12 protein-coding genes and 2 tRNA genes are annotated in these 13458 nt (G+C 64.2%); 10 read left to right on the forward strand and 4 right to left on the reverse strand.

What is annotated here, in order from left to right:
- The 5 genes from ACLQ6X_RS15060 to ACLQ6X_RS15080 form a co-directional block, all read left to right on the forward strand.
- Window positions 1–411 (forward strand): aminoacyl--tRNA ligase-related protein (locus ACLQ6X_RS15060; protein WP_411700973.1); only part of this gene is annotated, 411 nt, incomplete at its 5' end.
- A gap of 14 nt (window positions 412–425) precedes the next feature.
- The gene (locus tag ACLQ6X_RS15065; protein WP_411700974.1) at window positions 426–1244 is read left to right on the forward strand and encodes an HAD family hydrolase; all 819 of its coding nucleotides are present in this window, start codon (window positions 426–428) and stop codon (window positions 1242–1244) included.
- Window positions 1245–1321: 77 nt separating this feature from the next.
- A tRNA-Ser gene (locus ACLQ6X_RS15070) sits at window positions 1322–1406 on the forward strand.
- Between the two features lie 148 nt (window positions 1407–1554).
- Window positions 1555–2715 carry an LCP family protein gene (locus ACLQ6X_RS15075; RefSeq protein ID WP_411700975.1) on the forward strand — a complete coding sequence of 387 codons (1161 nt, stop codon included), beginning with the start codon at window positions 1555–1557 and terminating at the stop codon, window positions 2713–2715.
- A 92-nt stretch (window positions 2716–2807) separates the two neighbouring features.
- Window positions 2808–2896 (forward strand) — tRNA-Ser (locus tag ACLQ6X_RS15080).
- 220 nt (window positions 2897–3116) lie between these two features.
- Here the strand turns inward: ACLQ6X_RS15080 and ACLQ6X_RS15085 are convergent.
- The 3 genes from ACLQ6X_RS15085 to ACLQ6X_RS15095 are packed head-to-tail and all read right to left on the reverse strand — an operon-like array spanning window position 3117 to window position 7011.
- A complete protein-coding gene (locus tag ACLQ6X_RS15085) occupies window positions 3117–5024 on the reverse strand; it encodes a hypothetical protein (RefSeq protein ID WP_411700976.1) in 1908 nt (635 codons plus the stop codon).
- Window positions 5021–6049: a hypothetical protein gene (locus ACLQ6X_RS15090; RefSeq protein ID WP_411700977.1), complete on the reverse strand. Its 1029-nt coding sequence runs from the start codon at window positions 6047–6049 to the stop codon at window positions 5021–5023. Before ACLQ6X_RS15090 ends, ACLQ6X_RS15085 begins: the two co-directional genes overlap by 4 nt.
- Complete coding sequence (locus tag ACLQ6X_RS15095) at window positions 6046–7011, reverse strand: hypothetical protein (RefSeq protein ID WP_411700978.1); 966 nt, start codon at window positions 7009–7011, stop codon at window positions 6046–6048. Before ACLQ6X_RS15095 ends, ACLQ6X_RS15090 begins: the two co-directional genes overlap by 4 nt.
- 97 nt (window positions 7012–7108) lie before the next feature.
- Between ACLQ6X_RS15095 and ACLQ6X_RS15100 the strand changes: the two genes are divergently transcribed.
- Together ACLQ6X_RS15100 and ACLQ6X_RS15105 are read left to right on the forward strand one after the other, a co-directional pair.
- Entirely contained in the window at window positions 7109–7525 is a 417-nt protein-coding gene (locus tag ACLQ6X_RS15100; protein WP_411700979.1) for a hypothetical protein, read from the forward strand.
- Window positions 7526–7573: 48 nt separating this feature from the next.
- Window positions 7574–8389, forward strand: a complete 816-nt coding sequence (locus ACLQ6X_RS15105; protein WP_411700980.1) for a hypothetical protein — start codon at window positions 7574–7576, stop codon at window positions 8387–8389.
- A 58-nt stretch (window positions 8390–8447) separates the two neighbouring features.
- Here ACLQ6X_RS15105 and ACLQ6X_RS15110 read toward each other — a convergent pair whose 3' ends face one another.
- On the reverse strand, window positions 8448–9356 hold the full coding sequence (locus ACLQ6X_RS15110; RefSeq protein ID WP_411700981.1) for a hypothetical protein: 909 nt from the start codon (window positions 9354–9356) through the stop codon (window positions 8448–8450).
- Window positions 9357–9457: 101 nt separating this feature from the next.
- Between ACLQ6X_RS15110 and ACLQ6X_RS15115 the strand changes: the two genes are divergently transcribed.
- The 3 genes from ACLQ6X_RS15115 (at window position 9458) to ACLQ6X_RS15125 (ending at window position 13363) form a co-directional block, all read left to right on the forward strand.
- Complete coding sequence (locus tag ACLQ6X_RS15115) at window positions 9458–9745, forward strand: hypothetical protein (RefSeq protein WP_411700982.1); 288 nt, start codon at window positions 9458–9460, stop codon at window positions 9743–9745.
- 96 nt (window positions 9746–9841) lie between these two features.
- Window positions 9842–11317 (forward strand): hypothetical protein, encoded by a 1476-nt coding sequence (locus ACLQ6X_RS15120; RefSeq protein WP_411700983.1) that lies wholly within the window; start codon window positions 9842–9844, stop codon window positions 11315–11317.
- Window positions 11318–12721: 1404 nt separating this feature from the next.
- Window positions 12722–13363 carry a hypothetical protein gene (locus ACLQ6X_RS15125; RefSeq protein ID WP_411700984.1) on the forward strand — a complete coding sequence of 214 codons (642 nt, stop codon included), beginning with the start codon at window positions 12722–12724 and terminating at the stop codon, window positions 13361–13363.
- Window positions 13364–13458 lie beyond the last annotated feature (95 nt).

The raw sequence follows: 13458 nt of genomic DNA on the forward strand, positions 1-13458 counted from the left end.
CACCCCGACCTCGCCGAGGCCGAGCACGACAAGCTCGTCGGATTCCAGGAGTCGATGCTGCAGGCGTGCGGACTCAGCTACCGTGTGATCGACGTCGCCGCCGGCGACCTCGGCTCGAGCGCCGCCCGCAAGTTCGACATCGAGGCCTGGGTTCCCACGCAGGGCACCTATCGCGAGCTCACCTCGACGAGCAACTGCACCACCTACCAGGCGCGTCGCCTCGACATCCGGTACCGCGGCGAGACCGGCAAGACGACGCCCGTCTCCACCCTCAACGGAACACTCGCCACCACCCGCTGGCTGGTCGCGATCCTCGAGACGCACCAGAAGGCCGACGGCTCCGTGGTGGTTCCCGAGGCCCTGCGCCCCTACCTCGGCGGTCTCGAGATCTTCGAGCCGGTCGCCAAGTGACGAACGATCAGGCGATGCCCGACCGCGACACGACTGCGGACCGCTGGCTCGTCGCGCTCGACATCGACGGCACGGTGCTGCACGAAGACGGCACGCTCGGCGACGAGGTGCTCGAGCAGGTCACACGCACGAGCGCCCTCGGCCACGAGGTGATGCTCGCGACGGGCCGCTCGGTCGCCATGACCCTGCCGGTGCTCGACCGGCTCGGCATCACGCCCGACTACCTGGTCTGCTCGAACGGCGCGATCACCCTGAAGCGCGACGCCGACGCGCCAACCGGCTACTCCCGCCACTTCGTCGAGACGTTCAACCCCGGCGAGGTGCTGACCACGATCAAGTCGAACCTCGCCGCCGCGCACTACGCGGTGGAAGACGAAACGGGCCTGTACCGATTCACCGGCTTCTTCCCCGACGGCGCGCTGGGAGCCTCGAGCGTGAAGGTCGAGTTCGACGAGCTGCTCACCCACGAGGCCACCCGTGTCGTGGTGATCTCGCCCGAGCACGACATCGAAGACTTCCTGTCGGTCGTCGAGCGAATGGGCCTGCACAAGGTGAGCTACAACGTGGGCTGGACGGCCTGGCTCGACATCGCGCCCGACGGCGTCAACAAGTCGACCGCGCTGGAGCGGGTGCGCGGTCTGCTCGGCATCCCGCGCTCGCGCGTGATGGCCGTCGGCGACGGACGCAACGACATCGAGATGCTCGAGTGGGCGGCAGCCGAGGGTCGCGGCGTCGCGATGGGGCAGGCGCCCGCCGAGGTCGTCGCGGTGGCGAACGAGACCACCGAGACCGATCTGAACGCCGGAGTCGCCCGGGTTCTCGAAACCCTGTGACCCGGTTCACCGCGCCACAGGCTTATATTCAGGGTTGAAGGTTCAGGGTCGGTTACACTCGGGACTTGGTTTCTCCTGGAGGGCTGTCCGAGCGGCCGATGGAGCCAGTCTTGAAAACTGGTGATGTGAAAGCATTCGTGGGTTCGAATCCCACGCCCTCCGCGTCTATGTCTTCACACCCGTTCCATTACCGAAGGGATCTGAGATGAGTGACCTTCGTCCTCGATCGAACAGATCGGCTACCACGGCCGGGATCGCCCGTCACGGCCGACTCAAGAAGTCGGGCCCGTGGCCGACCATACTGAAGTTCGTGGGGGCCGCCCTCGTCGTCGTTCTCGTCAGCGGAGCATCCGTCGGCGCTCTCGTCTTCTCCCAGATCAAAGACTCCATCACCACCGTCTCGCTCGTCGGCGAAACCGAGGGCCCGCCCCCGAGCATCGGTGCGTTCGACGGCGGATTCAACATTCTCATCGTCGGTAGCGACAAGTGCGAAGACGATTCCGGATGCGACGGACGTGGCGACGCGAACCTCAACGACGTGACCATGCTGCTGCACGTCTCCGAAGACCAGACCAACGCGGTCGCCGTGAGCTTCCCCCGCGACCTCGTCGTGCCCATCCCGTCGTGCCCGCAGGCCGACGGCACCGGAACGAATTCGGCGATGTCGGCCCGTCCGATCAACGAGACGCTCTACTACGGCGGGCTTCCCTGCACCGTGCTGACCGTCGAGGCGCTCACCGGGCTCGACATCCAGTTCGCGGGCCTCATCACCTTCAACGGCGTCATCCAGATGTCCGACGCCGTCGGCGGTGTCGACGTCTGCGTGGACGCGCCGATCAAGGACCGCTACACCGGACTCAACCTTCCCGAGGCCGGCACCTACACGCTGAGCGGCGCGGACGCGCTCGCGTTCCTGCGCACCCGCCACGGCGTGGGCGACGGAAGCGACCTGACCCGCATCAGCTCTCAGCAGGTCTACCTGTCGTCGCTCGTGCGCACGCTCAAAAGCGGCGAGACGCTCGGCGACCCGCTGAAGATCTACAACCTGGCCAAGGCCGCGACGGCGAACATGACGCTGTCGCAGGGCTTCTCGAACCTCGACACTCTCGCGTCGATCGCGCTCGCCCTCAAGGACATCCCGCTGGAGTCGGTGACGTTCGTGCAGTACCCGGGCACCACCGGAGCCGACGGCGTCTACTCGGGCAAGGTCGCGCCCGTGAAGGCGAAGGCCCAGGAGCTGTTCGACCTGATCGAGTCGGATACGCCGTTCGCCCTCGCCGCGGTCGGCGACGACAAGGGATCGACCCTCGACCCCAACGCGCCCGTGGCCGATCCGGCGACGCCCGACCCGGCCGCGACCGCCGACCCTTCGGCTGCCGCCACCGCGCCGGCCGCTCCCGTGGAGACCCTCGACATCACGGGGCAGACGGCTGCGGACTACACCTGCTCGAAGTCGTTCTCGGGAAAGTAATCCGCCCCGCTTCGGGCTGGACGCGTCTGCCATTCTGCGTCCGCGTACAAACCGGGCGCCGCAATTGGTTATGATTACTGACGAACAACTAGGGAGACGTCGCATAGTTCGGCCTAGTGCACCACCCTGCTAAGGTGGAGTACCCTAACGGGTACCGAGGGTTCAAATCCCTCCGTCTCCGCATTTGGGCTCCTCGCGAATCTTGTCAAAAGTATTCGCGTATCTAGAGCCCCAAATGAAAAAGCCACCGGATCTCCGGTGGCTTTTCCATTTCCCTGACCAATGCTGGCTTCGCGTAACAAGTCAGACCTGCAGATCAGGCCTTCGCCCGAACGATTTCCACTTTCGGGCGCACGAAAACGTCCCTTCCTCTGTTCCCGCAATATTGACGACCGAACCGCCTACGTTCGCATCGGCGGTTCCGGCTCTCGCGCGGCGGCACGCGCCTTCGCCCTTTTCTGCCCCGCCGCCGTCTTCTTCAAGCGGTCGGGTCGGACGTAGTCGCTGAGGCCGAGGGTGTCGCGGCGACGCTTACGCTTCACGGCGGGCACGATACGACGTTCGTCGGCGAGGAACTTCGCGATCTTACGGATGTTGGCGGACGTGAGCAGGAACGTGACGATGAACTGCTGTGCGGCACGGCCACGGACCTTCCGGTCCTGCGGCTTGTCGAGCGTCTCGGGGCCGGATTTCAAAAAGTCGTTGAAGCTCTCGATGGTGTTGCGGTCGTGCTTGTACGTCTCTTGCCATTCGGGGGTGCCGTAGTCGAGGAGCTGTTCGTGCTCGACGCCGTCGTGGGGGCCGAAGCTGACCGAGGACTGGGTGCAGATCTTGTCCGGCGCCTTCGGGATCCTGGATTTCATGATCGCGGGTTTCGGTTTTGAAGTCGCGGACGGAGGGTTGTGGACGTCGCGTAGCGCGCATTCGACGGTGGCGCCTGGCCCTACGGCCGGGCACATCATCGGACGATGACCGTGCTTGTCAGGTCGTTCCTTGGCGCGGAGGCTGTACTTCTTCCGTTCGATCATCTTCTCGGTCCACGTCGCTTTGTCGATCTCGCCCTCGGCGAAGTCGAGCGATGCGTCGAGCAGACCCATTGGTGTTCCCGGGCAGTAATGGCCGCCCTCTACTTGTAGCGATCCGGCTTTACCGCCTTGGACGCCCTTCTGGGTGATCTTGTAGTCGGTGACGATGGGTACGCCGATCTCCTTCAACGGGACGTTGTAGTTCTCGGCCCCGAGGTTGCCGGCGTAGCCGAGGTCGGCGGTGAGCCTTTGGATGCGGTGGCCGCGTCCCTGGATGGACTTCATGGCCTTGACCGTGTTGCCGCCGATGTCCTGGTTGGGTCGGCTGACGCCGACGGACATGGCGAGCAGCGGGTGCTTCGCCTTCACGCCGGCCTTGGCCGCGGCCTGGATCACGATGTCCACCGTGTAGGCCCAGAAGTACTCGGGCTGGCCGCCGTCGACTTTCCCGAGCTTTCTCAGGTAGTAGTCGGCGTCGGGTTCGAGGACTAATTTGTGCTTTTCGGTACCGTCGGCGTTGTATCTGATTTCCTCGTCGCGGGTGCCTGCGACGTTCTTGGACCGCCCGCGTTGGCTCTGCGCACTGATCGCGGTCTGGTCGACGGAGAGAGCTCCGCCCCACGCGCGGCGGACGTCTCGCGGCTGCATCCGGAACGTCATTTCCAGCATGGCGTTGCTGAACCAGTCGATACGCTCTTGCTTGCGGCGGGCGTCGTTGCGTTCGCGCATGCTGAGCAGTTCGATGCGCTCTTCTCGGTTGAGCAGTTTTCGTGGGCCCGGCCACGCGTCCATGGTGTCGAGGACGTTGTGGAAGCTTCTCCAGGTGCGGTTCAGCCATCTGATTTGGTCCTGTTCGAGGACTCCGGTGTCTTTGACGTGGTCGAGGCCGAGCCAGGTGCGGGCGTCGTCGTCGAGTCGGCAGCGGAAGATGTTGGCCATTCCGGTGATGTGCATGGGCGACTCGTCGGCGCGGAGCAGCATGCAGGCGATGAGGATGGCGCGGTCGTCGAGGACGCGCGGCCGTCCGCCTCTGTAAACGGCGTCTTCCTTTCTCCACTCGGCGATCTTGGGCAGCACTCCCGCGAGATCGATCCGGTGGGATGCGAGTTTTACGTCGGCGAGCGAGAATTTGCTGGTCTTGCCTCCTGCCGCTTTGATCTCCGACTCTTGGACTTCCGCAGGGTGTTCGTTGCGCAGGTAGTCGTCGAACTCTTCTAGTTCCTCAGGGCCGTCGTCGTCGAAGGCGTCGTCGTCGCCCGGGTTCACGAAGTAGTCGGCCCTCACCAGCGGTCCTCGCTTCCGCGCAGGATCGTGGTCGACGCCTCGACGTCGATGGCCGCGAGGTATTCCATGTACGGCGCAGCGGAACCCAAGGGCGCCATGCCGCCGAAGTGGGCAGCGGAGCGCGGAGGGAGCAGGTCGAGCGTGCGCACGAGCCACATGCCGCGAAGCCGACGGGGCATCGGCGCTTCGGCACCGTTGCGCCGTGCGTAGTGGACGAGGTCGAGCATGGACCTGTTCGCGATGCCGGGGAGAATCAAGTAGTCGTCTCCGTCGACACCGCGAACCGCTGCGCGCGCGTAGTCGGCCAGGAACGCGTGTACGGGAACGGTGCGAGCGAACGGACCGCCGATGCTAACGGAAACACCCGAGGTGTCGACGATGACGTCGCGCACCCGCGCTGCCGCCATTTCGGTGTTCCGGGCTCCGGCGCCGAGGCAGAAGCCGATGAGCGCGTCGGCGGCCCGCTTCCTTTGGACAGCGCCCTGACCTGCGGCCCAGCCTAGAATCCAGCCCAGGTCCGATGAAGAGTAGAGATCCGCCGGTGTCCGACCGTAGACCCGGGGGCGGAACTCCGTCCGCTTGGTGCCGATGAGCGATTCGCTCATGGCGATGAGGAGCGAGAGCGTCCGCTTGTGCGGGTTCTGAGGGCTGGCGTCGCGCACGAGCTGCACGAATCGGGAGATCGTCGACGGGTCGAAGATCTCCTTGCGGTCGAGTTCCAGCGACGCGGTTGCAGTGGCCCAGAGCGTGAGGCGCGACGTTATCTTCATGTGGTCGCGGACATGGTCGCCCGTGCCGACGACCTTCACGTCGGTCACGCACGCTCGGACGAAGTCCGCGATCTTCAGCCACTGAGTCGTAGGCAGGTGGGGCTTGTAGTTCGCGATCAACGCCGCCACCTCTCCCTCGGATAGCTGGTCATTGTAATAACCGCCGGTCCGCGCGCCCAAGGGGGTTCCTTCCGCGGTCAGCCGGTGGTTCGGTTCCAGGGATCGCGCGTCGGTGCCGCCCGTTTCCGCGCTCACCAGCCCTCACCCGCTCCGCGCAGGATCGCAGCCGACGCCGTGAAGTCGATGGTCTTCACGAGCTCGCGCGCCGAGGCGGGGCCGCCGTCGACGCGGAACCCGGAGAAGTGGCCGGCGGCGACGGGCTCGAGCAGGGCCGCGGTGCGCTCCAGCCACGTCGCGCGCAGCCGCGTCGACAGCTGAGCCGGGTCGGCCGCCGCCGACCGGAAGCCAGGAGTCACCCCGGTGGGGCGACGACGTGAGCGCGGGACGCCGGGGAGGATGAGGTGGGCGCGGGGCGCGGTGCCAGAGAACCGCGCGCGTACGCCGTCCTCCCAGAAGAAGTGGACCGGAACGGACCGGGGGAACTCTCCGGGGACGAAGATGAACACACCGTCGTCGCGGAAGACGATGTCCTGGGCGCGGGCGTGGAACAGCTCGACATCGGTGAGCCCAGCGCCGCCGCAGAACGCGAGCATCGCGTCGGCGTCGCGTCGGCGACCCGGGCCCGAGAGGCTGTCGGCCCAGTCGGCGAGGCCCTGGAAGTCGGTCTCGTCGAACATCGGACCGTGTGACATCCCGTAGCCGGGCGGCGGTGTCTGGGTCTGGTTCGTGTGGACGAGGGTGTCGCCCATCTGCGTGAGTGCGTTCAGCGCGCGGTTGTACATGAAGTCGCCGAGGGTGTGCCGCACGGTCGGCATGAAGTCCGAGATCGTGTCCGGGTGGAAGATCTCATGGACGTCGAGGGCCAGCGACGCCGTGCCCGTCGCCCAGTTGACGAGGTGCGAGACGACGAGCAGGTAGGTGGCGGCCTCGCCCCGGTTCCGGGGCGCTGCCATCTCGGCGATGCAGTCGCGGGTGAAGTCGTCGACATCGACCCAGTGAGGGGTCGCCATCGCGGGTGCGTACGTTGAGATGAGTGCGCTTGTGTCGGTGAGGCGGTCGGCGGGCATTTTGGGCGGGGTGGGGGTGGTGTCGGTCATACTCAATTCAGATGCGACCAGTTTTGTAGGCCAAAAGCTGACTTACGCGCGGCGCTGTCGGCTTTTGGCCGTCATCCGCAGATAAACTTTGGGCGATATGCCTTCAAATCCTCGCTTCAAGCCCCGCGATTGGGCCGCGAACCCGAAACATTTCGGCTCCAGCGAGACCATCGAATGGTTGGACCGCCCGCGCACGAAGTCCAAGACGCCGCCAGCGAACGAGTCGGCACCCGATGCGGAAAAACGCGAACAGCACGAGCTCGACCAACGCGGCGCCGCCCGCAGGCAACACGAACTAGCGCTCGTCATCCGCCAGACCGCGAAGATACGCGGGCACTACACGATCACGGCGTACGCGGAAGAGTTCGGCCTCAACTACAAGCGCCTCAACACCATCCTCAACGGCACCGCGATCATGCGGTTGGAAGACGTGGCGAATGCGGAGCGCAATCTGAGGGTGACGCTCTTCTGGTCGCGGAATCCGAACGGGCCGTCGGCGCCCGCGACCGGCTGACGTCGCGGGCGACGACGGGTGCGCGCCACGTCTCGCGCGGGCGAGAATGTGTTCATGACACGCAAAGCGCCGAAGACGGACACGGTTCGCGCCCTCTACCTCATCTCCGGAAACGAGTGCGCGTTCGACGGGTGCAATGAACGGATCATCAACAGCGACGGTGACTACATCGGGCAGATCTGCCATATCGAAGCAGCCGAAAAGCGCGGCGAGCGCTACAACGACGCGTCCGACGACGAAGCAAGACGCAGCATCGAGAACCTCGTCCTCCTCTGCTACCCGCATCACACGAAGACCGACAACGTCGAGACCTGGACCGTCGACAAGATGCGCAAGATGAAGGCGCAGCACGAGAAGCGATTCATCACCGGGGTCGAGAAGATGATCGCGACGATTCGTGACGAGACGCTCGTCAACGAACCGGGAACCGTGGTCACCGCGAAAACATGGACGGCCATTCTCGGCTACGACGGCATCGAACAGGAAGGCATCGACGCCATCAACGCCTGGGCCCAACGACTCAAACGCGTGACGCGTCCGAGCCGTCAACTTCTTGCCGTCATCGTCGGCAGGGAGGGCTCGGGTCACTCGTTGAGGTCGTACCTCAGAGTCGACCTGACAGAGGTCCAACGTGCTACGGAGATAAACCCGACGGAGCTACTAGACATGATTCGAGAACTCACGGAGGCAAAGCTGCTCGACAGCAACGTCGACGACGAGCGGTATGGGGGACCGGCGACCGTCTACGAGTACGAGAGTGAGGAACACGGGGTGGAACTCGCCGACCTCCGAAAGTTCTGTTCGGTTACCGGGATCCCGATCACGCAGATCGTCGTCGATCTGGAACTGTCTGTCTTCGACTAGATTCCGGCCCCGTCGTGCGCGGCCGTCGCAGCGTCGATCGGTATGAGTAACGGTCCCGTCATCCCCTCAGCAACTCCCTCGCATCGGCGTCGTCCACATCGCGCACGAAGCGCAAGAAGCGCCCGAGAGGCTCGGGGTCCTTCAACCCCGCCGCCCGGAGCAACGGCGCCATAGGCGTACCCATCTCCAGGTGCGTGACGATCCACGTCGCGTGCATCCTGCGCGTCGTCGGGCCGAAGTCGCCGTAAGAACGCGCCACGAAGTTGGACACGAGGTTACGGTTCACGCCTTCTTGGCCCTCGCAGAACGCCCAGCCATCGGAGTTCCTGCCGGCAAGCCGTTGGACCAGCGCTGACTCCCATTCGCGCAGCACCGGCACGCGCCGGGCGCGGTTGCCGCGCACGGTGACGACGACCCCGTCGGCGTCGGCGCTGATGTCTCCGAGCCGGAGTTCGGTGATCTCTCGGTTGGTCAGCCCGGCGCCGAGGCCGAGAGATAGGAGCGCCGCCGCGCTACTCTGACGCTCGCCCCTCGGCTGAACTGCCGCCCAGCTGAGCAGAGCTGAGATTTCTGGTTCGCCGTAGGGGGCGGACGGGTCTGACTTACCCATGGGCCGGGCGCGGTCGGGGTCCCGGTCGGGCCCGAGCAGGACGTCGGACATCCGATGCAACCTCGAACGCATCGTGTTGCGGCCGGCCATCGTGTATTGGGGGAGCCCGACGGCGACGAACCTGTCGATTACCGGAGCGGCGAAGATCTCGTCGACCTCAAGAGGGAGCGACGCGGTCTGCCACGCCCAGAGCGCCAGCCTGACGGTGACGGCGTAGAGCTGCTTCTCCGTATAGCTGACGTGCGGCGCAGCAGCCTCCACGGCTGCGGTGACGAACGGTTCAATGGGTGCCCAATACGCCGACGGTATGACGGGCGCGTACTTGGATATGGGCGGGCAATCGGGGGAAGAGGTCATAAATATAAGTCATACACATTTATGGGCATTGTAATTACCAACTTGTGCTAGCTTGTGTGGTGGAGGCGTGTAGCCGGTACCCGCCGGTTTACGCTGTCCTCATGGGCGGCATGACGAAGCGGGAGCGGCCGTTCGAGCTCACGCCCGGTCCGTGGCCGGAGACGCCCTCGCCCGACGCTGTCGGCGAGCTCGCCCGCAAGTTCTCTCTCAACCTCGCAGCCGCTATTGGTGACAGGAGCCTGCGATCAATCAGCCATGTCACGGGCGTCGCGCACAATACGCTGGGCAGCATCCTCGCAGGCCGGATCTGGCCCGACTTCGCGACCATCGCGAAGTTGGAACTGGGACTCGACGTCCCCTTGTGGCCGGGGAGGCTCGCAAAACCCTGACGCGGTGCCACGGGCGTGGGCCCGTGAAAACCATTCAACCCGCAGGACGTGATGGCGCAACGTCGGGCGCACTGGGATCACGGAAGGCTCGGTAAATTGGCGGACTATCACTCGGCGGACGACCTCGCCCACCTCAAGCGCGACGGCACCGCGATCGACATCCCGGCGTGGAGCTTCGGAGGTCGACCGGATGCCGCCGCGAACTTCGCCGGCTGGGACCTGCGCGGCGGACCGGGTTCGTGGAACGCGCGGAACGCGGAAAGCACGGTCGGAGAAAAACCGGAATTGCTCAAAGCCATTCGGGTCGGAACTTCGGTTGCCCCGTCGGATGAGAACGCGTACGGGCGTCTGCTCGTGCTCGCCAGGTACGACGAAATGTACGGAAGACGGGACTGGAGCGTCACCCGCCGGTTGCACGAATACATTTCTGACAATTATCCCGGGGACCTCACGGCGATGATGACGAGCTTCCGCGCCTTGGTAGCCGGCGCACCGAAGGCCGCGGACCTGCCTGCCATCGCCGCGACCGTCATGGGGGAGTGGCTTGTCGACCAAGGGGTGCCCAACGCGTCCCTGCATCTTCTGCAGACGAGCGCCGTATTCGGCAACCGCTACGGAATGCCTCGGGCTCTCCTTCACCATGAGCGCCCTACCGAACAGGCCGATGCATTCGGGTCGTCACGCGAACTCGTTCAGGAAGCCGGTTTTGGGCTCGACGCATACCTCGAGCCGCTAGTCACCAGCCTCGCCCCGCACGTGTGGGGGGTCACCGCGCCGAGAGCAGGCGGTGTGCTGATCCTCAGCTTCGGACGCCCGATTGCCGGACGACGAGGCGTTTCCGCTGACCTCATTTCCCTCTCCGAGCGGAAGGGGCTGACAGGGGGCGAACTGGCAGACGGTGAATTCGCGCCCAGCGCGTTTCGCGAAACGATCAACTGGTGGACCAGCCGACTGAACCTCGTTTTCTCCCACCTCACCGAGCCGTCGAACTACCAGGTCGACGGTCGCTACAACGCTCCGTCAGCCCTGGAACGCATCGTCAATTTCGAACAGATCTGCCGGAGCTGCCAAGTCGTCGCCACCGTCGACGACTCGCACGCGCGTCGCCTCGCGATGTTCCACGTCCTCGACTCGTTGCACGGGCTTCGCCGTAACCTCGACCTTCGGGCACTCACCAGCCTGTCCGCGAATCGGAAGCTGCTCGATGAGCTCGCCGACGCCATGCCGACCAACGTGCAAACTGTCCTCCTGCCTCGCGCTCGCGCAGCGGTGGACGCGCTCGAACACGTGCAGGACGGGTTCATCCCGTCACCCCGCTTGACGAAAACCGGTTTAGTCCGCCCGGACGGGCGCGGAGTCGAAACAGAAGCTCCGCTGGCCACGGCGGCCGGGGAGTGGCTGAAAATCATCCGCGACAGCCAGCACGGGTATGACAAGACTCCCGGAGCACGAGAACGGGCGCTCCTGGCCGCTCACACCGGATACATTCCGGCCAGGCTGCCCGACCTTGCGTGGCTGAACCTCCTCCGCTTCCTCACCTTCCCCGAGCTGCTGAAGCGCCAGGGCCAGTAGCTGCCTCGCCAGGGTCAGCGCGGGGCGCCAGAGATACGACCGCTCGTCAGACCTGTCAGCCACGACCGCAAGCGGGGCGGTACGGTTTCCGATCGCGGACTGCCCCGCCCGCGGCAGTAACCCTCACTACGCCAGGTAGCGCTGGTTTTCTAATCAGGTCGCTGCCCCTCCGTCGACGAGCCGATAAAGACAGTTGGCAACCCTGTCCGAGGTGTCGATCGGGTGGAGATCATGACTCAATCGTAGGTCCGCGGTGTGCGGACCCAGAGTCAGATGGAGTTGATGACGTCGTCGATGAGGATTGCAGAGCGTCACTGCTCGTTTCTATAGCGACGCTACGCGTGTGCTGCGGATCGGGGAGTCCGAACGACGCGACAGCTGAGACGGTGTCGAGGGCAGAGTGCCATTAGTGTTTCACAAATAATCCTCGCGTATGGGGGACACTTCGGGTCCCCTCATGCACTGACTTGCCGAGCTCCTGAGCACTGCTCAAACTGAGCCACAGACGGCGCCGCCGCAGGCTGCCGCGGAAAAGTGAGGTAACGAATGCAAACCAATGGTCCTGCCTTCGGGCAACTCGGTACCACGGAAGGTGAGCGATGATGCAAGCGCAGAAAACGAATCATCAACGTCGCCGGAGAACTTCACTAAGCCGCCTGACGATCAGCTCCCTAACTGTCGGCGCGCTTATCGTCGCCGGCCTCGGAATCGGGGCGACGGCTGCGAACGCATACTCGCAAATTCAGTTCGCAAACGGCGTCACGAAAGCGCAGGGTGACCCCGTACTTTCCGTACCAGGTACCCATTACGGTGCGAAAGGTCAGACTGGCGGGAGTTCGACCTCCTGGCCAGGTCTCGCCATGAAAGTACGCATACTGCAGGGATCGGGTGTGGTGATAAGCGGACAGGGCGCAGCCGGTTCCTTCGTGTCGGTCACCGGCGGCCCTTGGGCGAACTCGCAGGTCCAGTGCCTTTGGACCTACTCATTCCCCTCGGGCGAAAGCCACCAGGTTAACTGCTGGAGATTCGCATGATGAAAAGGCGGCTAAAGGGATCGCTTCTCGCGACGGTCGTGGCATTTGGTCTGGTGCTTGGCGCTGGTGTTGGCTCGGCCTCCGCCTACACAGCCATCATGTTCGTAGACCACCTCAGGTTCACGGCCAATGGCACCTATCTTGGTACCCAAGGCACCCACAGTGGTGGAAGCGTTCACATCGTGGTCGCCCAGGGCTCGCAGCAGCTTCGCCTACTCCAAGGCTCGGGCGTGCTCGCGGAAATTTCCGGAGGCACCAACGCCTATACCAAGCTCGAAGTTCTCGCGGCGGCGAACACTCGAGTCCAATGCAAGTGGACATACAGCGGCCCTAGCATCGGCCAACCCTACGGATATTGCGAGAGGTTCGTATGAGCTACTTCATCACTCCACAGACAGCGACATCAAGCAGCGAAGGAATCAAAATGCGCAGCACGACAGGATCAGTTGTTCGAAAAAGAATTCTCGGTGGTGTCGCAGTAGTAGGAGTTGCCGCTTCGGTAGCCTTCTTCGGCACCTTGAGCGCTCACGCCGACGATGCGGCGCTCAAAATTCTGGACAACAGTGCAAGCAGTCCAGGTGCCACCGAATTGCTTTCCATGATCGACGAGGTCAACGTCGGCCAAAGCGGCCTGGATACATCCAAACTCGTGAAACTCGGAGAGAATGCGTCAGGCGCCTACTGGACAGCTCGAGACAACTCAGGCAACGTGTGCATCATCGTAACCTTCGCGGAAGCCGGAATTAGCGGCTCCTCGTGCGCGCCGGCTGAGAACTTCGCGACCGAGGGCACCCACCTCGCGTTGTCAGGCGGCGACAAACGGCCGGATCTGTACGTCGAGGCGTACCTCGTTCCGGACGTCGTTGAGCTATCGACAGCCCGCATCTCAGGGCTGATGCCGATGGGTGAGAACCTGCTCGTCGGCGATACGCGAGCAGCCGAGGAAGTAACGGTCGACGTTCCGAGCACTGGAACTGACGACTTCACGCTGCGGTTGGCACAAATGGAATAGATCCACTCCAAAGATGAGGGGTCCCCCCCCTGGGGGGCCCCCACAAATGGATTAACGGGGACCTCGCGCAGTGGGTTTTAACAACCATGTAAAAA

The organism is Conyzicola sp., from assembly GCF_046714715.1.
In the GTDB taxonomy this organism is placed as follows: domain Bacteria; phylum Actinomycetota; class Actinomycetes; order Actinomycetales; family Microbacteriaceae; genus Conyzicola.